This is a genomic window from Streptomyces stoeckheimensis (assembly GCF_045822005.1).
GTDB lineage: Bacteria > Actinomycetota > Actinomycetes > Streptomycetales > Streptomycetaceae > Streptomyces > Streptomyces stoeckheimensis.
On record NZ_CP169550.1, the window covers coordinates 3225653 to 3248310 of the forward strand.

Consider the following 22658-nt stretch of genomic DNA (forward strand, 5'->3'; position numbering starts at 1 on the left):
GCCCGTGGGGACGCACGTGCGGGGGTCGCGGGGGCGCCGCGCGGACGCTGCGCCGATGCCGGGGGCGGGCCCGGCCGGACGGCCCCATCAGGAGGTTGCGTGCGGTACGGGCTAACCTGAGGGCGGCAGTACCGGTGATCGACGGATGACGCAGCTCGTAGGAGGCGCTCGGATGGCGGCAGGCGCCCCACGGATCTTCGTCTCACATCTGTCGGGTGTGCCCGTCTTCGACCCCAACGGCGACCAGGTGGGCCGGGTACGCGACCTCGTCGCGATGCTCCGCGTGGGCGGCCGGCCGCCCCGGCTGCTGGGCCTGGTGGTCGAGGTCGTCAGCCGGCGCCGGATCTTCCTGCCCATGACCCGGGTGACGGGCGTCGAGTCCGGCCAGGTGATCACCACCGGCGTGGTCAACATGCGGCGCTTCGAGCAGCGCCCCACCGAGCGGCTGATCCTCGGCGAACTGCTGGACCGGCGGGTGCGCCTGGTCGCGGACGGCGAGGAGGTCACCGTCCTGGACGTGGCCATCCAGCAGCTGCCGGCCCGCCGCGACTGGGAGATCGACCGGATCTTCGTACGGAAGGGCAAGTCGGGCGCGCTGCGGCGGCGCGGCGAGACCCTGACCGTGGAGTGGTCGGCGGTGACGGGCTTCTCGCTGGAGGAGCACGGGCAGGGCGCCGAGAACCTGGTCGCCACCTTCGAGCAGATGCGCCCCGCGGACGTGGCGAACGTCCTGCACCACCTGACGCCGAAGCGGCGTGCCGAGGTGGCGAGCGCGCTGGACGACGACCGGCTCGCGGACGTCATGGAGGAGCTGCCCGAGGACGAGCAGGTGGAGATCCTCGGGAAGCTGAAGGAGGAGCGCGCGGCCGACGTCCTGGAGGCGATGGACCCGGACGACGCGGCCGACCTGCTCTCGGAGCTGCCGGAGGACGACAAGGAACGGCTGCTGACGCTGATGCGGCCGGACGACGCCGCCGACGTGCGGCGCCTGCTGTCGTACGAGGAGAACACCGCGGGCGGTCTGATGACCACGGAGCCGATCGTGCTGCGCCCCGACGCGACGGTCGCCGACGCGCTGGCCCGCGTACGGCAGTCGGACCTGTCGCCGGCGCTGGCCGCCCAGGTGTACGTGTGCCGGCCGCCGGACGAGACGCCGACGGGCAAGTACCTGGGTACGGTGCACTTCCAGCGGCTGCTGCGCGATCCGCCGTTCACCCTGGTCAGCTCGATCGTGGACACGGGCCTGGCGCCGCTGCGGCCGGACGCCTCGCTGCCGGTGGTGACCAGCTACCTGGCCGCGTACAACATGGTCGCGGTCCCGGTCGTCGACGAGAGCGGCTCGCTGCTGGGCGCGGTCACCGTGGACGACGTACTGGACCACCTGCTCCCGGACGACTGGCGGGAGACGGACTTCCATTCGGAGGGCGCAGGCGGGCCCGAGGACTCCGAGCGTGCGGAAGGAGCCCTGCGTGGGAACTGACCGGGGGCGCGGCGAGCGCGAGCAGGCACGCGAGCGGCGCAAGGAGCAGATCCGGGAGCGGCGCGAGCACGCCCGGGCGCAGGCGCGCGAGAACGGGCTGGCGGAGGCCGCCGCGGAGCGGGCGGAACGTTCCTCTTTCGAGCGCGGCGAGCGGGCTAAGGCCGGTCAGTCGACCGGGTCGAGCGCGCTGTCGCGCTCGCGCACCCGGCTCGACCTGCCGCGACCGGCCCGCCGCCGGCTGCTGCCGGAGTACGACCCGGAGGCCTTCGGGCGGCTGTCGGAGCGGGTCGCGCGGTTCCTCGGCACGGGCCGGTTCATCGTCTGGATGACGGTCGTCATCATCATCTGGGTGCTCTGGAACATCTTTGCGCCGGAGAGCGTGCGCTTCGACCAGTACCCCTTCATCTTCCTGACCCTGATGCTGTCGCTCCAGGCCTCCTACGCGGCCCCGCTGATCCTCCTGGCGCAGAACCGCCAGGACGACCGGGACCGGGTCAACCTGGAGCAGGACCGCAAGCAGAACGAACGCTCGCTGGCCGACACCGAGTACCTGACCCGGGAAATCGCGGCCCTGCGGATGGGTCTGGGGGAGGTCGCCACGCGCGACTGGATCCGGTCCGAGTTCCAGGATCTGATCAAGGAGATGGACGAGCGGCGGCTATTCCCCGCGGAGAGTGACGAAGGCGACCGCTAGCAGCCTTTCCTGAGGCCCGCCACCGCGCCGTACCATCGGGGGCATGGCTACCGACACAAGCTCCGCCTCCGCCGCTGCCGTGCCCGAACAGGACGCGATCCTGGACGCGCTGGCGACGGTGAACGACCCCGAGATCCACCGGCCGATCACCGAGCTGGGCATGGTCAAATCGGTGGAGATCGGTGACGGCGGCGAGGTCGCCGTCACCGTGTTCCTGACCGTGTCGGGCTGCCCCATGCGCGAGACCATCACCAACCTGGTCACCGAGGCCGTGCAGAAGGTCCCCGGCGTCACCTCGGTCGCCGTCACGCTGGACGTGATGAGCGACGAGCAGCGCAAGGACCTCGCGGCGACCCTGCGCGGCGGCACCGCCGAGCGCGAGGTCCCCTTCGCCCAGCCCGGCTCGCTGACCCGCGTCTACGCGGTCGCCTCCGGCAAGGGCGGCGTCGGCAAGTCCTCGGTCACCGTGAACCTGGCGGCGGCGATGGCGGCCGACGGCCTCAAGGTCGGTGTCGTCGACGCCGACATCTACGGCCACAGCGTGCCGCGCATGCTCGGCGTGGAGGGCCGCCCCACCCAGGTCGAGAACATGATCATGCCGCCGTCGGCGCACGGCGTGAAGGTCATCTCCATCGGCATGTTCACCCCGGGCAACGCGCCCGTGGTGTGGCGCGGTCCGATGCTGCACCGGGCCCTCCAGCAGTTCCTGGCCGACGTGTTCTGGGGCGACCTGGACGTCCTGCTGCTCGACCTGCCGCCGGGCACGGGCGACATCGCGATCTCCGTGGCCCAGCTCGTGCCCAACGCCGAGATCCTCGTCGTGACCACCCCGCAGCAGGCGGCGGCCGAGGTCGCGGAGCGGGCCGGCTCGATCGCCGTGCAGACCCACCAGAAGATCGTCGGCGTCGTCGAGAACATGTCCGGGCTGCCCTGCCCGCACTGCGACGAGATGGTCGACGTGTTCGGCTCCGGCGGTGGCCAGAAGGTCGCCGACGGCCTGACCAAGACGATCGGCGCGACCGTGCCGGTGCTGGGCTCGATCCCGATCGACGTCCGCCTGCGCGAGGGCGGCGACGACGGCACGCCGGTCGTCCTGTCCGACCCCGACTCCCCCGCCGGTGCGGCCCTGCGCGCGATCGCCGGCAAGCTCGGCGGCCGTGCCCGCGGCCTGGCCGGCATGTCCCTGGGCATCACCCCGCGCAACAAGTTCTGACGTAGAACGGGAGAGGGGCCCGGCGAGGAGATTTCCTCGCCGGGCCCCTCTTTTTCCACGTGTGCGTCCTACTCGTACGCCGCCAGGTCCCCGATCACCGAGAACCCGAGCCCGTACGCGCTCATCCCCCGCCCGTAGGCACCGAGATGGACCCCGCTCCCGGTCGATCCGGCCAGAACCCAGCCGAACTCCGACTCGCGGTAGTGGAACGGCGTCGGCTCCCCGTCCACGGGCAGCGACAGCGTCGACCAGTCCGACCCCGCGAGGTCGTCCGCGAGCTCCCACGCGGCCTCGGTCTGCTGGTCGAGCCAGTCGTCGCGCAGGCTGTGGTCCATCTGCCCCGGCCAGCTGTAGGCCAGCAGCCCCGAGCCGGCCAGCCAGGCCGCCGAGGAGACCGAGGTGGCCTCCAGGACGCCGGTGCCGTCGGCGGTGCGGCGCAGCGGGTTGCTGGCCACCGTGACGACCACCGCGAAGCGCTCCTTCTCCCCGGTGGCGATCTCGCCGCGGGCGGAGGGCTCGTCACCGTGGCCGGTCGAGCCGTGCTCCACGCTGCCGTCGGCGCCCGCCGCGACCTGCATCAGCCAGCGGGGGCCGGTGAAGGCTCCGTCCAGCCCGTACCAGGGGAAGTCGGCCCGCAGGTACCCCTCGGCCGCCCGGCGGGCGGCAGGGACGGGCGGGGCGGCCGCGTCCGGGGGCTGCGGATGGTCTGCTGCTGGTGCGGGGGCGGGCGTCTGCGCCTCGGCGGGCTGCGTGCCTACCCGGCTACTGCTCGTCGTCTCCATCTGAGCGGCCTCTCGTTCCGTGGGATCCGGAACGGCCCACCCCCCTCGGGCGTCCTGGGTCCGGACTCAAAGGAGGATAGCCATCCGACCGCGGTTCGCCGGGCAGGCGGGCGCGTGCGTGGTCCCGGGTGGCGTCAGGTCGCGTCGGCGTCGTAGCGCGAGCGCTGCTCCTGCGCCGGGGTCGCGGGCTTCTTGACCATGTCCGGTCCGGCGCCCGGCGCGGCGGCGGGGAGGGCTCCGCCAGCGGCCGCGGCCGCGTCGGACTCCTTGCCGTTGACCGCGTCGGTGACGTCGTTGAGTTCCTTGCGGAGATCGAAGCTGCTCCGGATCTCCTTGAGGTCCTCGTTCTCGGTCAGCTGCTTGCGGATGAAGTTCTTCGGGTTCAGGTCCTCGAACTCGAAGTCCTTGAATTCCGGCCCGAGCTCGGAGCGGATGTCCTGCTTCGCGCTGTCGGAGAAGGCGCGGATCTTCCGGATGACGCCCGTGACGTCCTGGATGACCTTGGGCAGCTTGTCCGGGCCGAAGATGAGAATGGCGAGCACCACGATCGTGACCAGCTCGAGTGCGCCTATGTCGTTGAACACCTTGCCCCGCTCCTCGGCTCTCTTCACGTCAGGCCTGTCACACGGTACCCGGCCAGGTCCGCAGGCCAATACACCAGGACCGGCTGATTACCCGACCGGTTCTGCTTTCACCCGCCCGTCACGAACCGTTCGCCGACCCGAGGACCACTTCCAGCGTGCGCTCCCGGCCCTCGCGCAGCACGGTGAGGGTGAGCCGGTCGCCCGGCCGGTGGGCCCGGATCTTGATCACCAGCTCGTCGCCGCCGTGCACCCGTACCCCGTCCACCTTGGTGATCACGTCGCCCGGCCTGATGCCCGCACGGGCCCCGGGCCCGCCGGCGGTCACGGCGGGCTTCCCGCCCTCGCCCTTCTCCCCCACCCGGGCTCCGTCGCCGGAGTAGTCCATGTCCAGGGTGACCCCGATGACGGGGTGGGTGGCGCGGCCGGTGCGGATCAGTTCCTCGGCCACCCGCTTGCCCTGGTTCACCGGGATGGCGAACCCGAGGCCGATGCTGCCGCGCTGCTGTCCGGAGCTGTCCTTGCCGTCGCCCCCGCGGATGGCGCTGTTGATGCCGATGACCTGGGCCCTGGCGTCGAGGAGCGGTCCACCGGAGTTGCCGGGGTTGATGGGGGCGTCGGTCTGGAGGGCGTCGACGTAGCTGACGTCGCTGCCGTCGCCCTTGTCGCCGCCGGCGGTGATGGGGCGGCCGGTGGCGCTGATGATGCCGGCGGTGACGGTGTTGGAGAGGTCGAAGGGGGCGCCGATGGCCACCACCGGGTCGCCCACCTTGACGTTCTCGGAGTTGCCGAGCGCGAGCGGCCGCAGGCCCCGTACCCCGTCGACCTTGACGACGGCCAGGTCGTAGCCGGTGTCGCCGCCGACCAGCTCGGCGGCGACGCTCTCGCCGGTGCTGAAGGTGACCGTTATGGTCCGGGCCCCGTGGACCACGTGGTTGTTGGTGAGGATGTGGCCCTGGCCGTCGAGGACGAAGCCGGTGCCGGTCGAGCTGCCCTCCGCGGCGTTGACGTGCAGGGTGACCACGCCGGGCAGCGCGGTGGCGGCGATCCCGGCCACGCTGTCGGGAGCCCGGCCGCCGTCGGCGGGGGCCGCCTGCGGGAGTTCGAGGCGGGTGCCGGCCTGCCGCTCGGCGAGGACGCCGGCGTAACCGCCGATGCCGCCGGCCAGGAGGGCGGCGCCGAGGCCGAGGACGATGCCCTGGCGCAGCCGGAACCGGCGCGAGCCCGCCCTGCCGTGGTCCACCGTCTGGAGCGGCCGCACACCCCACGGGTCGTACCGCGGCTCCGGGTCCTGGGCCGCGTGCGCATCCGGGTCAGCGACCGGCTCCGGCGCGGTCCGCGGGGGCGGTACGGATCCCTCGTGCCCAGCAAGCGGCTGCGCGGGGCGGCTCCACCACTGGGGCACCGGGGCGGGGGCCGGGGCGGGCTCCGTCACCGGGGCAGGGTCAGGGCCCGGGTCCGCGTGCTCGGCGGCCCGAGGGGGCGGTACGGCACCCTCGTGCGCGCCGACGGGCTCCGCGGGGCGGCTCCACCACCGGGGCAGGGGGGCCGGGACCGGATCCGCCGCCGGATCGGTCTGCTGACTGTCGGACATGGGTGCTCCCCGCCTGCCTGTCGGTCTCCGCCGGCCGCCCGGGGCGGCGCATCTGGCGGAGATTCAACCAGGTTGCCCGTGCCGCCCGCCCCGGCGGGCCGCACGGGCGAGCCGGACGGGCGTGACGGAGCCACACCCGGACCGGTCAGCGGTACAGGGACACCGGGCGTGCGGAGGCGGTCGGCCGGGAGGGCGCCGGGGAAGCCGCCAGCGGGGAGACCGGGCGGAGCGTCGGAACGGTGCCCGGCTTCGGCAGCCGGTTCTCCCGGACCACCGCGTCGACCACCGGGACCACGGGTCCCGTGCGCGCGGCCGGAGCCTCGCCCCGGGCATTGGGCTCGACCGCTTCCATCGGCAGCGAGCCGCCCAGCGCGATCGCGGCGAGCGACACCGCCCCGGCGGCCACGAACGCGAAGCGGCGCCGCTGCCGGCCCACCTCGTGTATCCGGAAACCCTGCTGCTGCTGGGGCGCGGCGGCGGACGCGGGCGGCGCGTAGCCGAAGGACCCGAACGGGTCGGCTCCCAGCGGCGGACCGAAGGGGCCGGAAGGTCCCGAGGGGCCCTCGGGGCCGCTCCCCGGCAGCCCCTGCAACCGCGCCAGCAGCCCGGCCGACAGCGGAGGGGGCGCGCTCTCCACGAACATGGTCTTCAGGCGGCGCTGCGCATCGGCCTCGGCCTTGCACTTGGCACACGTCGCCAGGTGCGCCAGTACCCGCTCGCGCGCGTCGTGGCTCAACTCCCCGTCCACGAGGGCGGCGAGCCGGTCGCCCAGGTGGTGCTCCGCGGAGGAAGCCTGCTCGGCGGGCGACGGAGACGGACTGATCCCGCTCACTCGGCTCCGCCCTCTCCCCCGGTGCCGGGGGCGCCCACGGCCACACCGGCCAGCGCGCGCTGCTCCGCACGGGCCTCGGGAGAGCGGTGCTTGAGCGCCTTGCGCAGGTGCGAACGGCCGCGGTGGATGCGGCTGCGCACGGTGCCGAGCTTCACGCCGAGCGTGGCGGCGATCTCCTCGTACGACAGGCCCTCGATGTCACAGAGCACCACGGCCGCACGGAACTCGGGCGCGAGGGTGTCCAGCGCCTGCTGTACGTCCGCGTCGAAGTGGGTGTCGTGCAGCACCTGCTGCGGGGACGGCTCACGGCTCGGCAGCCGCTCGGCGGCGTCGTCGGCGAGGGCGTCGAAGCGGATCCGCTGCTTGCGGCGGACCATGTCGAGGAAGAGGTTCGTGGTGATCCGGTGCAGCCAGCCCTCGAAGGTGCCGGGCGTGTACGTGGACAGCGAGCGGAAGACGCGGACGAAGACTTCCTGCGTCAGGTCCTCGGCGTCGTGCTGGTTGCCCGTCAGCCTGTAGGCGAGACGGTAGACCCGCGCACTGTGCGTGCTGACGATCTCCTCCCACGAGGGAGGGGTCCACGCCTGGGAGCCCGCATCGGCGGCGAAGGTCGCGGTGGTTGCGGTGTCTACGGTGCGGAAACGGTCAGCAATGTTGGTCACGGATTTCGGCTCACCGGCCGACCAGAAGAGGCGTCGGAGGACACCCCCACGATCCACAGGCGCAGCCGCACCTCCCCTGTCGGCTCTGGTGGTGTCCAGCGGAGTCCCTACCATAGCCACCCCTCCCGTCAGCTCTGGATAAGCCTTTTTGCAGTAACTTTGCACGGGCTCCGGGCCCCAGGCCGCTCTTGCGTCTCTACTGCTCTCAACGCCCGGTCCCATCTGCGGGTTCCCGACTCCAGCGGATACAGTCACCGTTGCGCCAACTATGGGGACAGGAGAGGGTCATTACCGGCAACCGGCAGACGAGCTGGGCGTTCGCCGACGCGTTTGTCGCCGAAGACGACGCTCTGCGATGGGCCCGCGACCGGTCCAGGGAAGCGGGACTTCGCTCCGTCTCCCCCGGCACCGGGGCCGCGCTGCGCCTGCTCGCCGCCACCGCGGACGCGAAGGCGGTCGCCGAGATCGGCACCGGAACCGGCGTGTCCGGCATCCACCTCCTGCACGGAATGCGCGCCGACGGGGTCCTGACCACGGTGGATCCCGAAGCGGACCGGCAGGCCTTCGCCCGCCAGGCCTTCCGCGCCGCCGGCTTCGCGGGCAACCGCGCCCGCTTCATCCCGGGCCGCGCCCTGGACGTACTGCCCCGGCTGGCCGACGGCGGATACGACCTCGTCTTCTGCGACGGAGACCCGTCCGAGTCCCTCGACTACCTCGCTGAATCGTTGCGCCTGCTCCGCCCCGGCGGCCTCGTCTGCTTCGAGGGAGTCTTCTCGGACGGCCGTACGGTCGACTCCGCGGCCCAGCCGGTCGAGGTGCTCCGGGTCCGCGAACTGCTGCGCACCGTCCGCGAGACCCCGGCCCTGGAGGCCGCCCTGCTCCCGGTGGGCGACGGCCTGCTGTGCGCGGTCCGGCGCTGAGCGCGGCGGCTCAGCGCAGCAGAGCGAAGGTCAGCGCGGCCGTACCGCCCAGCGCGGCGCCGGCGAGGAGCTGCGCCGTGGTGTGCGCCTTCAGGACCAGCCGGGACCATCCCACGCCGGCGGCGACCAGCACCGCGGGGAGCAGCGCCGGTCCGAAGACAGCAGCAGGACCATCACGGTGCCGCCGGCCACCGACATGTGGATGGATATCTGCCAGCCGACCGTCACCAGCAGGGACGAGACGAGGCCGACGAGCATCGCGACGACGAGCGCGAAGACGTCGGCCGGGGCGCCGAGCACGCGCAGGAGGGTGATCCCGGCGACGACCGAGACCAGGCTCAGCCCCATCGGGACGACCCGCTGGCGCCGTACCCGTATGTGCTGGTCGGTCAGCGCCCCGCGCCGGACCCCGAGCAGGATGATGCCGATCGGAAGCACGCCGCAGAACAGGGCGCCGAGCAGGCCCCAGCCGAGACCGGCCCACGACCCCGTGCTGTGCCAGCCGATCAGCAGGAGCTGGGCCACCACCAGGTTCGCCGGCGCCAGGACCTCCGTGAGGACCCGGGCCGCCTTCTCGCGGGGCGTGCAGTCGGCGAAGACCGGCGGGGCGGGCGGGGAAAAGGTCACGGTGCGGCTCCGGCGATCACGGTCTGGTGCTCGGCCCGGGCCCGGCCCGGGTACACAACACTGCCCCGACCGCTTGGTGCGGCCGGGGCAGTGCAGAGAATGCAGCGAAAGTACTATCAGCGTCCCTGGGGGATCAGCCGACGACCTTCTTCAGGGCGTCACCCAGGGCGTCCGCCTCGTCCGGAGTCAGCTCGACGACGAGCCGACCGCCGCCCTCGAGCGGTACGCGCATGACGATGCCCCGCCCCTCCTTGGTGACCTCGAGCGGGCCGTCGCCCGTCCGCGGCTTCATGGCCGCCATGCTCGTTCCCCTTCCTGAAACCAGTTCATCGTCAGCCGACGGCCCCATTCAGGCGCCTAGTACCCGGCATCGAACACATTGCTTCCAGGCCATTATCCCGCATGTCAGGACCCGATGACCAACATCGGCTGGGAACGCTTGTGCAACGCGCTTGACCAAAACCACTCATTTCGGGGACACGCCTGCGATACTTCGCCGCCGCGGCACGAGTCTGCCCTTCCGTTTATTTGACGCACATCACATGCCCGACCCCCGTCCGGTCCGCCATGCTGACCTTTGCACCGGCCGGTACCGGCCGGTAGCCAGCCCGCGACGAAGGGGGACCCCCGCCATGGCCGACAGCGTGCTCTACGAAGTGACCGACGGACTCGCGACCATCACGATCAACCGTCCCGAGGCCATGAACGCCATGAACACCGAGGCCAAGGTCGCCCTGCGCGACGCGGCCCGGGCGGCGGCCGCGGATCCGGCCGTACGGGCGGTCCTGCTCACCGCGGCGGGCAACCGGGCGTTCTGCGTGGGCCAGGACCTCAAGGAGCACGTCGGGTTCCTGGCGGCCGACCGGGAGCACGGCTCCTCGCTGACCATGAACACCGTCGCGGAGCACTACAACCCGATCGTCCGGGCGCTGACGGAGATGCCGAAGCCGGTGGTCGCGGGCGTGAACGGCGTCGCGGCGGGCGCGGGCTTCGGCTTCGCCCTGGCGGCGGACTTCCGCGTGGTCGCGGACACCGCCTCCTTCAACACCTCCTTCGCGGGGGTCGCCCTGACGGCCGACTCGGGCGTCTCCTGGACGCTGCCCCGCCTGATCGGCGGCTCGCGCGCCTCCGACCTGCTGCTCTTCCCCCGGTCCGTGAAGGCCCAGGAGGCGCTGGAGCTCGGCATCGCGAACCGCGTCGTCCCCTCGGACGAGCTGGCGGCCGCGGCGCTGGCCGTGGCCCGGCGGCTGGCCGAGGGCCCGACGGTCGCCTACGCGGCGCTGAAGGAGTCCCTGGCGTACGGGGCCTCCCGGTCGCTCTCCGACGCGCTGGACCACGAGGACGTGCTCCAGGGCCGTGCGGGGGCCTCTGAGGACCACGGGATCGCCGTCGCGGCCTTCCTCGCGAAGGAGGCTCCGCGCTACCTGGGCCGCTAGCGGCTCCGCCGGGGGGGGGGGGGGTGCCGCTGCGCGGGGCGGAGTCCCCTACCCGCCCTTCGCCCGTTCCCCGGGCTGCGCCCGGACCCCTCCTGGGGCTCCGCCCCAGACCCCGGTCCTCAAACGCCGGACGGCTGAAAAAATCCGGCGCGGTCAGGTCAGGTCGCGGGCCACGCAGCGGGACAGGTGGTCGTTGACCAGGCCGCAGGCCTGCATCAGGGCGTAGGCCGTCGTGGGGCCCACGAAGCGGATGCCGGCCTTCTTCAGGGCCTTGGCCAGGGCCGTGGACTCCGGGGTGACCGCCGGGATCTCGGTGGTGCTCTTCGGGGCCCGCCCCGGCGCCGGGGCGTGGGACCAGATCAGGGCGTCCAGTTCGCCCTCGCCCCACCCGGCCAGGGTCTTCGCGTTGGCGAGGGTCGCCTCGATCTTGGCCCGGTTCCGGATGATCCCCTCGTCGGCGAGGAGCCGTTCCGCGTCCGCCGCCCCGAACTCCGCCACCTTGGCGATCTCGAAGCCCGCGAAGGCCGCCCGGAACCCCTCGCGCCGGCGCAGGATCGTCAGCCAGGACAGCCCCGACTGGAAGGCCTCCAGGCACAGCCGCTCGTACAGCGCGTCGTCCCCGTGGACCGGCCGGCCCCACTCCGTGTCGTGGTACGCGATGTAGTCCTCGGTGGCCAGCCCCCAGGGACACCGCAGGCCCCCGTCGGGACCGGCGAGCACCCCGCTCACTGCTCGGCGGCCTTGGTCAGGTCCACGGAGCCGTCGGCGGGCCCGGCCGCGGGCGCCGGCCCGGTCGCGGCGGTGAGCTCGGCGATCCGCGCGTCGCGCTCCGCCAGCTCCGCCGCCAGCCGCTCCAGTACGTCGTCCACGTCGGACATCCGGTAGCCGCGCGGGGCCACCGGCAGGCGCAGCTCGTCGATGTCCGCCCGTACGACGGGACGGTTCTCCGGCAGGGCGTCGGACAGCCGGTCGGGCTCGGCCTCGGGCAGCACCGCCTCGGACCCCCCGCCGGCCACCGCGAGGGTGACTCCCGCGACGACCACGACCAGCGCGATGAGCAAGAACGCGAACACGATCAACTCCCCTGAGAGACTCCGGCCACCAGGTTAAGGTCGCAGGCGAGGCGCGAGGGTCGCCGAAGGAGGAAAGAGCAGGATGCTGCGACTGGGCAGGCGCGAGTTCGAGGACCACGAGCCGGTGATCATGGCCATCGTGAACCGGACCCCTGACTCCTTCTACGACCAGGGAGCGACCTTCCGCGACGAGCCGGCCCTGGACCGGGTCGAGCAGGCGGTGGCCGAGGGTGCCGCGATCATCGACATCGGCGGGGTGAAGGCCGGTCCCGGCGAGCACGTGGACGCGGCGGAGGAGGCCCGGCGCACGGTCGGCTTCGTCGCCGAGGTCCGCCGCCGCCACCCCGACGTGGTGATCAGCGTCGACACGTGGCGGCACGAGGTCGGCGAGGCCGTCTGCGAGGCCGGGGCCGATCTGCTCAACGACGCGTGGGGCGGCGTCGACCCGAAGCTCGCGGAGGTCGCCGCGCGCCACGGCGCGGGCATCGTCTGCACCCACGCGGGCGGCGTCGAGCCGCGGACCCGGCCGCACCGGACCGAGTACGAGGACGTGATGGCCGACATCCTCCGCGTCACGGTCGGCCTGGCCGAGCGCGCGGCGGCCCTGGGCGTACCCCGTGAGTCGATCATGATCGACCCCGGCCACGACTTCGGGAAGAACACCCGCCACTCGCTGGAGGCCACCCGGCGCCTCTCCGAGATGACGGAGACGGGCTGGCCGGTCCTGGTCTCCCTCTCCAACAAGGACTTCGTCGGCGAGACCCTCGACAAGCCGGTCAAGGAACGCCTGCTGGGCACCCTGGCCACGACGGCCGTCTCGGCCTGGCTGGGCGCCCAGGTCTACCGCGTCCACGAAGTCGCGGAAACCAAGCAGATCCTGGACATGGTCCGCTCGATCCAGGGCCACCGACCCCCGGCCGTCGCCCGCCGGGGCCTCGCCTGAGCCGACGGCCGGAGGCCGGCGCAGCCGCTCGAAGCCGGTGAGGCGCCCCGGCGCCGAACCGCGCGCGAGAGCGGCGTGAAAAAGGAGCTCCTGGACATGGTCCGCTCGATCCAGGGCCACCGACCCCCGGCCGTCGCCCGCCGGGGCCTCGCCTGAGCCGACGGCCGGAGGCCGGCGCAGCCGCGCGATCCAGGCCCACCGGCCCCCGGCGGTCGCCCGCCGGGGGCCGGCGTAGCGGTCGGCGGCCGGTCCTACCTGGCGACTTCCTTCGTCACGAGCGCGATCGCCTCGTCCACGTCGTCGGTGACGTGGAACAGGTAGAGGTCCTTCTCCGAGGCCTTGCCCTGGGCGATGACCGTGCCCTTCAGCCAGTCGATGAGCCCGCTCCAGTACGCCGTGCCGAACAGCACGATCGGGAAGCGGGTGATCTTCTGCGTCTGGACCAGGGTCAGGGCCTCGAACAGCTCGTCGAGGGTGCCGAGCCCGCCCGGCAGGACCACGAAGCCCTGGCTGTACTTCACGAACATCGTCTTGCGGACGAAGAAGTAGCGGAAGTTCAGCCCGAGGTCGACGTGCTGGTTGAGCCCCTGCTCGAAGGGGAGCTCGATGCCCAGGCCCACCGAGATGCCGTTGGCCTCCCGCGCGCCCTTGTTGGCCGCCTCCATCGCGCCCGGGCCGCCGCCCGTGATCACCGCGAACCCGGCCTCCACGAGCGCACCGCCGATCCGCACGCCCGCCTCGTACTCCGGCGAACCCGCCGGCGTCCGGGCGGAGCCGAACACGCTGATCGCCGGCGGCAGCTCCGCCAGGGTGCCGAAGCCCTCGATGAACTCCGACTGGATGCGCAGGACCCGCCACGGATCGGTGTGCACCCACTCGGAGGGCCCGGCCGAATCCAGCAGCCGCTGGTCCGTCGTACTGCCGGCCTGCACCTGGCCCCGCCTCCTCAGCACCGGCCCGAGCTGCTGCTCCTCGGGCCGACGACGAGCGGACCCTTCAGGGTTGCCCATGATGTGCTCCCTCCTGCTGATCGTTGGATCAGGTTAGGCGCACAAAGGTGACGAGAAGCGGAATTCAGGAGGTCAGCCAGGCGCGGAGTCGTTCCTCGCAGTGGAGGATCGCCTTCGTTTCCACGCGCTCGTCGGCCTTGTGGGCCAGGAGGGCGTCGCCCGGGCCGTAGTTGACCGCCGGGACGCCCAGGGCGCTGAAGCGGGAGACGTCCGTCCAGCCGAACTTCGGCATGGCGTGTCCTCCGACGGCCTCCATGAAGGCCGCGGCGGCCGGGTGGGAGAGGCCGGGGAGGGCGCCCGGGGAGAGGTCGTCGATGACGAACTCGTCGATGTCGCAGTCCGCGAAGACCTCGCGGACGTGGGCGATGGCCTCGTCCGTGCTGCGGTCCGGGGCGAAGCGGAAGTTGACCGTCACGGTGCAGGCGTGGGGGATGACGTTGTTGGCGACGCCGCCGTCGATGCGGACGGCGTTGAGGCCCTCGCGGTACTCCAGGCCGTCGATCACGGGCTTGCGGGGCTCGTACGCCGCCAGCGTGGCCAGGATCGGGCTCGCCGCGTGGATGGCGTTGGACCCCATCCAGCTGCGCGCGGAGTGGGCGCGCTCGCCGGAGGTGCGGAGCAGGACGCGCAGGGTGCCCTGGCAGCCGCCCTCGACCTCGGCGTTGGAGGGTTCGAGGAGGACGGCGAAATCGCCGGTCAGCCAGTCCGGGTGGGCTTCGGCGACCTTGCCGAGGCCGTTGAGGTCGGCGGCGACCTCTTCCTGGTCGTAGAAGACGAAGGTGAGGTCCCGGTTCGGCTCGGGGACCGTGGCCGCGATGCGCAGCTGTACGGCGACGCCGGACTTCATGTCGGTGGTGCCGCATCCCCACAGGACGTCGTTCTCGTCGAGGCGGGAGGGCACGTTGTCGGCGATCGGCACCGTGTCGAGGTGCCCGGCGAGTACGACGCGTTCGGCGCGGCCCAGGTGGGTGCGCGCGACCACGTTGTTGCCGAAGCGGTCCACGGTCAGGTGCGGCAGGCCGCGCAAGGCGTGTTCCACGAGGTCGGCGAGTACCTTCTCGTCGCCGCTCACGGAGGGGATGTCGACGAGCCGGGCGGTCAGCTCGGCGGCGTCCAGGGTGAGGTCCAGCTCGGATTCGGACATGGAGCTGACCCTAACCCGCCGGACTGCGGCGAAGCCTTGTCCGTCCGGCCGATGGACGCGTCATATGGCTCAAGTACGGTGGGCGGCGTGCCGCAGACCGATCACCCCCGCCCTCGCCGCCGCCGTCGCCCGCTCCGCTGGGCCGCGGGCTTCCTGGTGCTGGTGGCGGTGGCCGGGTACTTCGTCGTGCAGCGCGCGTCGAACGACAACGGCGGCGTGCCCTACTGCACGGCTTCGGCCGACGGGAAGAACGGCGCGAAGGGCGGGGGCCAGTTCGACGAGGTGTCCCCCGAGCAGGCGGCGAACGCGGCGACGATAGCCGCCGTCGGGGTCTCCAAGGGGATGCCCGACCGGGCCGTGACGATCGCGCTGGCGACCGCGATGCAGGAGTCGGCCCTGCGCAACCTGGACCACGGCGACCGCGATTCGCTGGGCCTGTTCCAGCAGCGGCCCTCGCAGGGCTGGGGCACGCCGGACCAGATCATGGACCCCGTGTACTCGGCCGGGATCTTCTACGACCGGCTGGCCGAGATCAAGGGGTACTCGCGGCTCCCGCTGACGGTGGCGGCGCAGAAGGTGCAGCTGAGCGGTTTCCCGCAGGCCTACGCGAAGCACGAGCCGGAGGCCACCGTGCTGACCGCGGCCTTCACCGGAGCCGGCCACCTGACCTGTACCGGGCCCGCGCCCGTCAGGGCCGGCGATCCGGCGAAGGTCCGGGCGCAGCTGACCCGGCTGCTCGGCAAGAACCCCCTGTACACGCTGCCCGCGGAGGCGGCCGGCCGGGCCGGGGAGAACGCCGGGGCGGCGAACGAGTCCGAGGTGACCCTGGTGGCGAAGCCCGGCGGCGCGGAACAGGCGGCGCGGACCGGGCAGGTGCTCGCGCAGTGGGCGGTGGCCGGCTCCCGCGAGCTGGGGATCACCCGGGTCTCGTACGGGGGCAGGTCCTGGGTGGCGGGCAAGGACGGCGACCGGTGGCGGGAGCTGGGCGCCGCGGGTGCCGGGAACGGCGCCGGGGATCCCGGCGCTGCGGCTCCGGGCCAGGTACGGATCTTCGTGCGCGGCTGAACCGCCGGTGGACGGGCGTACGACCCGTCCCCCGTACGGGGGTGACCCGTACGGCGGACACGGAGGCCGCTGCGGGCACGCAACCGCAGGTCGGCACGTGTTCCGAGCGGTCGGCCCGGAAGCCGATTAAACGATCCGTTACTGATCCTTTACCCACCGGCTCCGCAACTCGCGCCCCCCTCCGAGCGGTTGTCACGGCGTACTCAGCCGCTACCGCTTAGGAGCAACATGTCCCTCCCCCTGACCCGTCGGATCGCCCGTGCCGCGCTGCTCCTCGCAGCCGGGGCAGCGCCCGTGGTCGGTGCGGCCGGCGCGGCCAGCGCCGCGGGCCTGGAGTCCGTGCCGCAGCTGGGCGCGCTCACCGCGCCGGACGCGACGGTCGCCGCCGCGGGCGACACCGCCACCGAGGCCGTGCCCGCCTCGACCCTGCCGGCGCCCGCGCCCGCCGACGAGGTGACCGGCGCCGCGGGCAGCCTGCTGGCGGGGCTGCCGCTCGCCGGCGGCGGGCTGCCGGGCGGCCTTCCCGGTGGTCTCCCGGGCGGACTGCCCGGCCTCGGCTAGGCACCACCCGCAGAAACGCCGAGGGGCCCGGGAGCACGAACTCCCGGGCCCCTCGGGCTGTCCTGCGGCCACGTCCTGCGGCTACGGCGCCAGCCGCTTGACCGCCGCCGCGACGCGTTCGTCCGTGGCCGTGAAGGCGACGCGGACGAAGTGCGCGCCCGCCTCGCCGTAGAAGTCGCCCGGCGCGACCAGGACGCCGAGCTCGGCCAGGTGAGCGACCGTGTCCCAGCAGGGCTCGTCCCGGGTCACCCACAGGTACAGGCTGGCCTCGCTGTGCTCGACGCGGAAGCCGTGCGCCTCCAGGGCCGTGCGCAGGGCCGCGCGGCGGGCCGCGTAACGCACCCGCTGCTCCTCGACGTGTACGTCGTCGCCCAGGGCCGCCACCGTGGCCGCCTGCACGGGGGCCGGGGTCATCATGCCGCCGTGCTTGCGGATCTGGAGCAGCTCGCCCAGGACTTCGGCGTCACCGGCGACGAAGGCCGCCCGGTAGCCGGCCAGGTTGGACCGCTTGGAGAGCGAGTGGACGGCGACGATGCCCTCGTACGAGCCGCCGCAGACCTCGTCTTGCAGGACGGAGACGGGCTCGGCTTCCCAGCCCAGTTCCAGGTAGCACTCGTCGCTGAAGATCAGGATCCCGTGCTCGCGCGCCCAGGCCACGATCCGTACGAGCTCCTCCTTGGGGAGGACCTTGCCGGTGGGGTTGGACGGGGAGTTGAGCCACAGCAGCTTCACGCGCGCCGGGTCGAGATCGGTGGTGGGGTCGTCATAGACCACCGGTTCGGCGCCGCACAGCCGCGCGCCGACCTCGTACGTCGGGTAGGCCAGACGGGGGTACGCCACCTGGTCGCCGGCACCGAGGCCCAGCTGGGTGGGCAGCCAGGCCACCAGTTCCTTGGAGCCGACGACCGGCAGGACGTTGCGGTGCCCGGCCGCGCTCGCGCCGAGGCGGCCGCGCACCCAGCCGGTGATCGCGTCGCGCAGGGCCGGGGTGCCCCACACCGTGGGGTAGCCCGGGGAGTCGGCGGCATCGATCAGGGCGCGCTGGATCAGCTCCGGCACCGGGTCGACGGGGGTGCCGACGGAGAGGTCGACGATCCCGTCCGGGTGGGCCGCCGCCGTCGCCTTGTACGGCTCCAGCTTGTCCCAGGGGAAGACGGGGAGACGGGCTGAGACTGCGGCCACGTGGTGCTCTCGCTTTCCGGATGTTCCGTGGATTCCAGGAGTTTCGTCGTGAAAACACCTCGGTCCCGTGCGGCTGTGAGCCGTACGGGACCGAGGGACGCGCGTGGGGCGGTACCCGACCGTCAGTGGCTCGGGTTGATGTCCGCCGGAAGCGCTGCGATGAAGGGGTGGTCGCGCTCGATCAGGCCGAGCTTGGAAGCACCACCGGGCGAACCGAGCTCGTCGAAGAACTCGACGTTCGCCTTGTAGTAGTCCTTCCACTCCTCCGGAGTGTCGTCCTCGTAGAAGATGGCCTCGACCGGGCAGACCGGCTCACAGGCACCACAGTCGACGCACTCGTCCGGGTGGATGTACAAGGACCGCTGGCCCTCGTAGATGCAGTCGACGGGGCACTCTTCGATGCATGCCTTGTCTTTGACGTCGACACAAGGCTCCGCGATGACGTAGGTCACGCTCTCGTTCCTCCTCATAAGGGCTTTCCATATCGCGCGGGAGCGCGGCGTCGTCGATGCCCGCCTCTAGTATCTCCGTTCCCGGGCACGATCCGAACAGGAGGGGCGGACAGAGCTGTGGAAATCACTGCCGGTGGACGGCTGGAGATCCGGATTACACCCGCTGACGTGGGTAAACGTGTCTCTGTGCGACGGGTGGAGCACAGCTCGACCGGGACCCCCTCCTTCACGGACACCGTAGGGGTTCTCACATCCTGGAACGCGGGTGTGGTGACGATCACACGAAAGACCGGCGAGTCCGTCCGCATCGCGGAATCCTCGCTGGTGGCGGGCAAGGTCGTACCGGCCGCTCCGGCCCGCCGCAGGGGCCCCGCGGCCTCCTTCGAGGAGCTCTCACGGGTCTGCGCACGGTCCTGGGTGCCGCTGGAGAGCGAGCCGCTCGGCGAGTGGACGCTGCGCGCGGCCGGCGGATTCACCCGCCGGGCCAACTCCGTGCTGCCGCTCGGCGATCCCGGTGTCCCGCTGGACGATGCACTCGCGCGGGTGACCTCCTGGTACGCGGGGAGGGATCTTCCGGCCTACGTCCAGACCGCCACGGGGGCCGCCGGCACGCAGGAGCTGCTGTGCGCGGAGCTGGAGGACCGGGGCTGGGTCCGCGAGGTGTCGGCGCTGGTGCAGGTCGGCGGGCTGGCGGCGGTGGGCGACCTGGACGTGGACGATTCCGTGGTCGCGGGCGTACGGCTGACCCGAACTCCGGACGAGGACTGGCTCTCCCGCTACGGGCGGGTGAAGGATCCCGGGACCGCCCGCCGGGTGCTGACCGCGGGGCCTTCGGTGTGGTTCGCGGCGGTGCCCGGCCGGGCGATCGGGCGGCTCGTGGTGGACGGCCGGTGGGCCGGGTTCGGTGCCGTCGAGGTCGACCCGGAGCACCGGCGCCGCGGCCTCGCCTCGGCCGTGATGGCGGCGCTGGCGCGGCGCGCGCTGGAGGAGGGCGCGTCGGCGGCCTGGCTCCAGGTGGAGAGCGACAACGCCGGGGCGCGGGCCCTGTACGAGGGGATGGGCTTCGGGACGCACCACTCCTACCACCACTACCGCCGGGCGGCGGTGTGACCTCGCCCTGGCGGGAGCGGTTCGCCGCCGAGGCGCGGGCTGAGCGGCCCGACCTGGCCGCGCTGTGCCTGCTGCTGGCCGCGGAGGGGGACCCGGAGCTCGACGAACGGGCCATGGACTGGGCGCAGATCGAGCTGGACCGGCTGGCGGGGATGCTGCCGTACGGGCTGCGGGGCGCTCGCGCATGGGCTTCGGCGGTGTCCGAACTGCTGGGCGAGCGGCTGGGTTTCCACGGCACGCCGGCCGACTACGACCGGCTCTCGTCCTCGATGCTGCACGAGGTGCTGCGGCGGCGCCGGGGGCTGCCCATCCTGCTGTCCGTGGTCTGGCTGGAGGTCGCCCGGCGGGCCGGGGCTCCGGTGTACGGGCTGGCCCTGCCGGGGCACTTCGTGGTCGGTTTCGGAGATCCGGAGGAGGGTGTGGTCGTCGACCCCTTCGCGGGGGGCGCCTCGCTGGGCGCGGGTCCGGCGGAGCTGGCGGCGGGGCCGCGGACCGCGGCGCGCACGATGGACATCGTCCTGCGGATCCTGAACAACATCCGGGCGTGGGCCTCGACGCGGCCCGAGCACTCGGGGGTGGCGCTGTGGGCTCTGGACCTGGCGCTGCTGCTGCCTTCGCATCCCGCGGCGTTGCGGTACGAGCGGGCGAAGTTGCTGGTGGAGCGGGGGGAGTTCGCGGCGGGGGCGGCGGAGATGGAGTCGTACGCGGTGGTCGTGGACGTGATCGATCCGCCGGCCGCGGTGCGGATCCGTGCCGAGGCGATGGCGGCGCGGGCCCTGCTGAACTAGCCCGGCTGTGGACTGGCCGCCCGGACCCCGCGCCGGAAATGACAGCGGAGCCCCTCCCCCGTGTTCGGGGAGGGGCTCCGCTGTGCTCGTGGTCAGCTCGGGTTGGTGGGGATGACCCCGGTCCGCTCGGCGGTCGTCTTGCCGCGCAGCGCCTTGCCGAGGACTCCGGCGACGTCCTGCGGGGTGACGGCGGTCTTCTCGCCGGTGCCGCGCATGATGAGGACGCCGTCGAAGGTGTTCCCGTAGGCCGTCTTGAGGGCCTCCAGGTCGTACTTCTCGACGAGGTGGCCGTCGACGACCTGCATGCTCAGGATCTTCGGCAGGGACTTGGCGCCCAGCGGGATGGACTTGGCGCCCGCCTTGACGACGACCGGCGCCGACATCGCGGGCTGGGCGAAGTCCTTCATGGCCCGGTCCAGTTCGGCCTGGTCGACGACCGGGTCCTTGGTGGCGACCGGGAGGGTGACCGGGGCGGCCTTGCCGCTTTCGACCATGTCGTGGAAGGCCTTCGTGACCAGGCCCACGGAGCCGTCCACGTCGAGCGTGGAACCGGCCTTGCCGGGGACCGCGACGGCCTTGCCGGTGTCGAAGGTGATGGTGCCCTCGGTGGCGGAACCGGCGGTGCCGGCCAGCTCCTGGAGGGCGACCCGCAGCTTCTCGTCGTCGACGGGCAGGACGGCCTCGGCCTTGCGCTCGCTGCCGAAGAGCGAGCCGATGACCGTGACGGGGTTGTAGTCGCTGCCCGCGGCGTTGCGGACGGTGGTCTGGCTGTCCAGGCTCAGGCCGGCCTTCTCGGGCTTCAGCTCGACCGTCTTGCCGCCCACGGTGAGCTGGAGCGGGGCGGCGGCACGGTTGCCGAAGGACGTCTGGAGCTTGGCGACGGCCTCGTCGCGGCTGCCGCTGATGTCGACGCCCATGACGGTGGTGCCCTTGGGGACGTCGGAGTGGTTGAGGAGCAGACCGGCTCCGTAGGCCACGCCGCACAGCACGAAGACGCCTCCGCCGAGGAGGACCACCTTGTTGCGGCCCTTCTTGGCGGGCCGGGCCGGGGCGGGCGCGGCTGCCTTGGGCTTGGGCTTGTTCGCGGCCGCCGGGGCGGGCGCGGGCTGCGGGTATCCGGCCGCGTCCAGCTCGGGGCCGGGCCAGCTCGGCTCCTGCGCCCCTCCCACCGGTACGGAGCCCAGCGCGGGCCCGCCGGTCGGCCCGTCGGGACCGCGGCCGCTGCCGGGCCAGGCGGGGGCGGGCGGAACGGGGGCGATCAGGGCCTTGGCGACGGGACCGGTGGTGGGGCCGGAGCCGTAGTCGACGCCGGCCTGCGGCGCGGACGGTCCGGCGGGACCGGGTCCCTGCGCGGGGCCCGCGGGGGCGCCCGTACCGGGGCCGCCGGGCGGTGCGGGGTAACCGGCGCCCGGGCCGCCGCCGACGCCGGGGCCGCCCGGGCCGGGGCCCATCGGAGCACCGGGGCGCGGCCCTGCCGGGCCCTGGGCGAAGCCCTGCTGCGCGGGCCCGTCGAAGCGCGGGCCGCCGGCCTGGACGGGGGCGGGACCGGGACCACCGGGACCGGGACCCATCGGAGCACCCGGACCGGGACCCATCGGAGCACCGCGGCCGGGGCCCATGGGCGCGCCGGGACCGGGGCCCATGGGAGCACCGGGACCCGGGCCCGTGGGCGCACCCTGGCCGGGAGCCATCGGAGCACCGGGACCGGGGCCCATCGGAGCACCCGGGCCGGGGCCCATCGGAGCCCCCGGGCGCGGCCCTGCCGGGCCCTGGGCGAAGCCCTGCTGCGGGGGCCCGTCGAAGCGCGGGCCGCCGGCCGGAGCCGGAGCCGGTCCGCGCCCCGGGACCGGGGCGGGAGGCTGCCCCGGGGCGGGCGGGGAGCCCGCCTTGCGCGGTGCGAACCAGTTGCTGGGCACGCCCTCGCCCGGACCCGGCTCGGGCGCGGCCGGCGGGGCGACGGCCTCGGGCGCTTGCCCGGCCTCGGCTTCGGGCATGGTCTGGCGTACGACCACGGGCGGAATCGGCCGCGAACCCGGGATGTTGATCCGGATCCGGGTCGTCAGCTGGGTCTCCGTCTTCGGCCCGTCGGAATCGGGCGCGGACGGCTTCGCGGGCGGTGCGGTCACTGAACTCTCCTCCGGAATGGTCGCCGCGCCCGGACGGGGGGCACTGTCGTGGTCGAATGCTGGCCTGATCCGTACGGAGCCGCGCCCGAGGGGTGGGCGGCTCCGCCGGGCCCGTTGGGCCCGGAGGACGGACTGTCAGTATCACGACTCAAAACAGGTTCTCCCGATCGGCTCCGCCGCCCGTCATAGGGTGCGCGGGCAGCTCGGCGGCCGGTCCACCATACTGGCCACCGCCCGCGCACACCCGGCCGCCGGGAACGAAGGGTTCCCCTTGACCTCCTGTGCGCCCCCTCCGCACCCCTCCTGAGCACCTGTCGCCCGGCCGCGGCGGGTCCGTGGACGCGGCGGCCGAGCCGCTCGTCAAGGCGTCGGGCGCGGCCGAC

23 protein-coding genes and 1 pseudogene are annotated in these 22658 nt (G+C 73.1%); 10 read left to right on the top strand and 14 right to left on the bottom strand.

From position 1 onward, the window contains the following. The first annotated feature begins 172 nt into the window (after positions 1-172). The 3 genes from ACE1OC_RS14430 to ACE1OC_RS14440 all read left to right on the top strand — a co-directional run bounded on the left by ACE1OC_RS14430 (position 173) and on the right by ACE1OC_RS14440 (position 3387). Positions 173-1480: a magnesium transporter MgtE N-terminal domain-containing protein gene (locus tag ACE1OC_RS14430; RefSeq protein ID WP_407837354.1), complete on the top strand. Its 1308-nt coding sequence runs from the start codon at positions 173-175 to the stop codon at positions 1478-1480. Between the two features lie 97 nt (positions 1481-1577). Then, positions 1578-2174 carry a DUF1003 domain-containing protein gene (locus ACE1OC_RS14435; protein WP_374213410.1) on the top strand — a complete coding sequence of 199 codons (597 nt, stop codon included), beginning with the start codon at positions 1578-1580 and terminating at the stop codon, positions 2172-2174. A 43-nt stretch (positions 2175-2217) separates the two neighbouring features. After that, complete coding sequence (locus ACE1OC_RS14440) at positions 2218-3387, top strand: Mrp/NBP35 family ATP-binding protein (protein ID WP_407837355.1); 1170 nt, start codon at positions 2218-2220, stop codon at positions 3385-3387. 68 nt (positions 3388-3455) lie between these two features. Here ACE1OC_RS14440 and ACE1OC_RS14445 read toward each other — a convergent pair whose 3' ends face one another. The 5 genes from ACE1OC_RS14445 to sigE all read right to left on the bottom strand — a co-directional run bounded on the left by ACE1OC_RS14445 (position 3456) and on the right by sigE (position 7952). Beyond that, positions 3456-4169: a hypothetical protein gene (locus ACE1OC_RS14445; RefSeq protein WP_407837356.1), complete on the bottom strand. Its 714-nt coding sequence runs from the start codon at positions 4167-4169 to the stop codon at positions 3456-3458. 134 nt (positions 4170-4303) lie between these two features. Next, positions 4304-4753, bottom strand: coding sequence for a sec-independent translocase (locus ACE1OC_RS14450; protein ID WP_382981447.1), 450 nt, complete (start codon positions 4751-4753; stop codon positions 4304-4306). Positions 4754-4871: 118 nt separating this feature from the next. Then, positions 4872-6344 (bottom strand): trypsin-like peptidase domain-containing protein, encoded by a 1473-nt coding sequence (locus ACE1OC_RS14455; RefSeq protein ID WP_407837357.1) that lies wholly within the window; start codon positions 6342-6344, stop codon positions 4872-4874. Between the two features lie 145 nt (positions 6345-6489). Further along, complete coding sequence (locus ACE1OC_RS14460) at positions 6490-7176, bottom strand: anti-sigma factor family protein (protein ID WP_407837358.1); 687 nt, start codon at positions 7174-7176, stop codon at positions 6490-6492. Further along, positions 7173-7952, bottom strand: a complete 780-nt coding sequence (gene sigE, locus ACE1OC_RS14465; protein WP_407837359.1) for an RNA polymerase sigma factor SigE — start codon at positions 7950-7952, stop codon at positions 7173-7175. The genes ACE1OC_RS14460 and sigE overlap by 4 nt, the downstream gene beginning before the upstream one ends. A 143-nt stretch (positions 7953-8095) precedes the next feature. Between sigE and ACE1OC_RS14470 the strand changes: the two genes are divergently transcribed. After that, on the top strand, positions 8096-8758 hold the full coding sequence (locus ACE1OC_RS14470) for an O-methyltransferase (RefSeq protein WP_250741749.1): 663 nt from the start codon (positions 8096-8098) through the stop codon (positions 8756-8758). A gap of 90 nt (positions 8759-8848) precedes the next feature. Here the strand turns inward: ACE1OC_RS14470 and ACE1OC_RS14475 are convergent, their stop codons facing one another. Both ACE1OC_RS14475 and ACE1OC_RS14480 read right to left on the bottom strand, forming a co-directional pair. Continuing rightward, positions 8849-9385 (bottom strand): hypothetical protein, encoded by a 537-nt coding sequence (locus ACE1OC_RS14475; RefSeq protein WP_407837360.1) that lies wholly within the window; start codon positions 9383-9385, stop codon positions 8849-8851. A gap of 133 nt (positions 9386-9518) precedes the next feature. Continuing rightward, entirely contained in the window at positions 9519-9686 is a 168-nt protein-coding gene (locus ACE1OC_RS14480) for a DUF3117 domain-containing protein (protein WP_003966491.1), read from the bottom strand. 331 nt (positions 9687-10017) lie between these two features. Between ACE1OC_RS14480 and ACE1OC_RS14485 the strand changes: the two genes are divergently transcribed. Further along, positions 10018-10821 (top strand): enoyl-CoA hydratase/isomerase family protein, encoded by an 804-nt coding sequence (locus ACE1OC_RS14485; protein ID WP_407837361.1) that lies wholly within the window; start codon positions 10018-10020, stop codon positions 10819-10821. Positions 10822-10974: 153 nt separating this feature from the next. On the opposite strand, the gene ACE1OC_RS14490 is transcribed toward ACE1OC_RS14485, so the two are convergent. Together ACE1OC_RS14490 and ACE1OC_RS14495 are read right to left on the bottom strand one after the other, a co-directional pair. Continuing rightward, positions 10975-11550, bottom strand: coding sequence for a DNA-3-methyladenine glycosylase I (locus tag ACE1OC_RS14490; protein WP_407837362.1), 576 nt, complete (start codon positions 11548-11550; stop codon positions 10975-10977). Further along, positions 11547-11900: a DivIVA domain-containing protein gene (locus ACE1OC_RS14495; RefSeq protein ID WP_250741746.1), complete on the bottom strand. Its 354-nt coding sequence runs from the start codon at positions 11898-11900 to the stop codon at positions 11547-11549. Before ACE1OC_RS14495 ends, ACE1OC_RS14490 begins: the two co-directional genes overlap by 4 nt. 76 nt (positions 11901-11976) lie before the next feature. On the opposite strand from ACE1OC_RS14495, the gene folP reads away from it, so the two are divergent. Continuing rightward, the gene (gene folP / locus ACE1OC_RS14500; protein WP_407837363.1) at positions 11977-12837 is read left to right on the top strand and encodes a dihydropteroate synthase; all 861 of its coding nucleotides are present in this window, start codon (positions 11977-11979) and stop codon (positions 12835-12837) included. 251 nt (positions 12838-13088) lie between these two features. On the opposite strand, the gene ACE1OC_RS14505 is transcribed toward folP, so the two are convergent. Both ACE1OC_RS14505 and dapE read right to left on the bottom strand, forming a co-directional pair. Continuing rightward, on the bottom strand, positions 13089-13847 hold the full coding sequence (locus ACE1OC_RS14505) for a TIGR00730 family Rossman fold protein (RefSeq protein WP_274549422.1): 759 nt from the start codon (positions 13845-13847) through the stop codon (positions 13089-13091). A gap of 64 nt (positions 13848-13911) precedes the next feature. Continuing rightward, on the bottom strand, positions 13912-14991 hold the full coding sequence (gene dapE / locus ACE1OC_RS14510; protein ID WP_407837364.1) for a succinyl-diaminopimelate desuccinylase: 1080 nt from the start codon (positions 14989-14991) through the stop codon (positions 13912-13914). Positions 14992-15042: 51 nt separating this feature from the next. Between dapE and ACE1OC_RS14515 the strand changes: the two genes are divergently transcribed. Both ACE1OC_RS14515 and ACE1OC_RS14520 read left to right on the top strand, forming a co-directional pair. Further along, positions 15043-16056 carry a hypothetical protein gene (locus tag ACE1OC_RS14515; RefSeq protein WP_420497895.1) on the top strand — a complete coding sequence of 338 codons (1014 nt, stop codon included), beginning with the start codon at positions 15043-15045 and terminating at the stop codon, positions 16054-16056. 228 nt (positions 16057-16284) lie between these two features. Next, positions 16285-16617, top strand: a complete 333-nt coding sequence (locus tag ACE1OC_RS14520; protein ID WP_407837366.1) for an ATP-binding protein — start codon at positions 16285-16287, stop codon at positions 16615-16617. Between the two features lie 81 nt (positions 16618-16698). On the opposite strand, the gene dapC is transcribed toward ACE1OC_RS14520, so the two are convergent. Continuing rightward, positions 16699-17799, bottom strand: coding sequence for a succinyldiaminopimelate transaminase (gene dapC, locus ACE1OC_RS14525; RefSeq protein ID WP_407837367.1), 1101 nt, complete (start codon positions 17797-17799; stop codon positions 16699-16701). Between the two features lie 122 nt (positions 17800-17921). Continuing rightward, entirely contained in the window at positions 17922-18251 is a 330-nt protein-coding gene (gene fdxA, locus ACE1OC_RS14530) for a ferredoxin (protein WP_030868357.1), read from the bottom strand. 117 nt (positions 18252-18368) lie between these two features. Between fdxA and ACE1OC_RS14535 the strand changes: the two genes are divergently transcribed. Beyond that, positions 18369-19361 (top strand): GNAT family N-acetyltransferase, encoded by a 993-nt coding sequence (locus tag ACE1OC_RS14535; RefSeq protein ID WP_407837368.1) that lies wholly within the window; start codon positions 18369-18371, stop codon positions 19359-19361. Continuing rightward, positions 19358-20149, top strand: a complete 792-nt coding sequence (locus tag ACE1OC_RS14540) for a tetratricopeptide repeat protein (protein WP_407837369.1) — start codon at positions 19358-19360, stop codon at positions 20147-20149. The genes ACE1OC_RS14535 and ACE1OC_RS14540 overlap by 4 nt, the downstream gene beginning before the upstream one ends. 92 nt (positions 20150-20241) lie before the next feature. Here the strand turns inward: ACE1OC_RS14540 and ACE1OC_RS14545 are convergent. Then, positions 20242-22427, bottom strand: a pseudogene (locus tag ACE1OC_RS14545) (hypothetical protein). Positions 22428-22658 lie beyond the last annotated feature (231 nt).

Bases quoted from the DNA above. Each gene is read 5' to 3' on its own strand.
- ACE1OC_RS14485 (WP_407837361.1), top strand. From the start codon at position 10,018: ATGGCCGACAGCGTGCTCTACGAAGTGACCGACGGACTCGCGACCATC.
- ACE1OC_RS14505 (WP_274549422.1), bottom strand. From the start codon at position 13,847: ATGGGCAACCCTGAAGGGTCCGCTCGTCGTCGGCCCGAGGAGCAGCAG.
- ACE1OC_RS14445 (WP_407837356.1), bottom strand. From the start codon at position 4,169: ATGGAGACGACGAGCAGTAGCCGGGTAGGCACGCAGCCCGCCGAGGCG.
- ACE1OC_RS14455 (WP_407837357.1), bottom strand. From the start codon at position 6,344: ATGTCCGACAGTCAGCAGACCGATCCGGCGGCGGATCCGGTCCCGGCC.
- ACE1OC_RS14480 (WP_003966491.1), bottom strand. From the start codon at position 9,686: ATGGCGGCCATGAAGCCGCGGACGGGCGACGGCCCGCTCGAGGTCACC.
- ACE1OC_RS14440 (WP_407837355.1), top strand. From the start codon at position 2,218: ATGGCTACCGACACAAGCTCCGCCTCCGCCGCTGCCGTGCCCGAACAG.
- sigE (WP_407837359.1), bottom strand. From the start codon at position 7,952: ATGGTAGGGACTCCGCTGGACACCACCAGAGCCGACAGGGGAGGTGCG.
- folP (WP_407837363.1), top strand. From the start codon at position 11,977: ATGCTGCGACTGGGCAGGCGCGAGTTCGAGGACCACGAGCCGGTGATC.
- dapE (WP_407837364.1), bottom strand. From the start codon at position 14,991: ATGTCCGAATCCGAGCTGGACCTCACCCTGGACGCCGCCGAGCTGACC.
- ACE1OC_RS14515 (WP_420497895.1), top strand. From the start codon at position 15,043: ATGGACGCGTCATATGGCTCAAGTACGGTGGGCGGCGTGCCGCAGACC.
- ACE1OC_RS14430 (WP_407837354.1), top strand. From the start codon at position 173: ATGGCGGCAGGCGCCCCACGGATCTTCGTCTCACATCTGTCGGGTGTG.
- ACE1OC_RS14520 (WP_407837366.1), top strand. From the start codon at position 16,285: ATGTCCCTCCCCCTGACCCGTCGGATCGCCCGTGCCGCGCTGCTCCTC.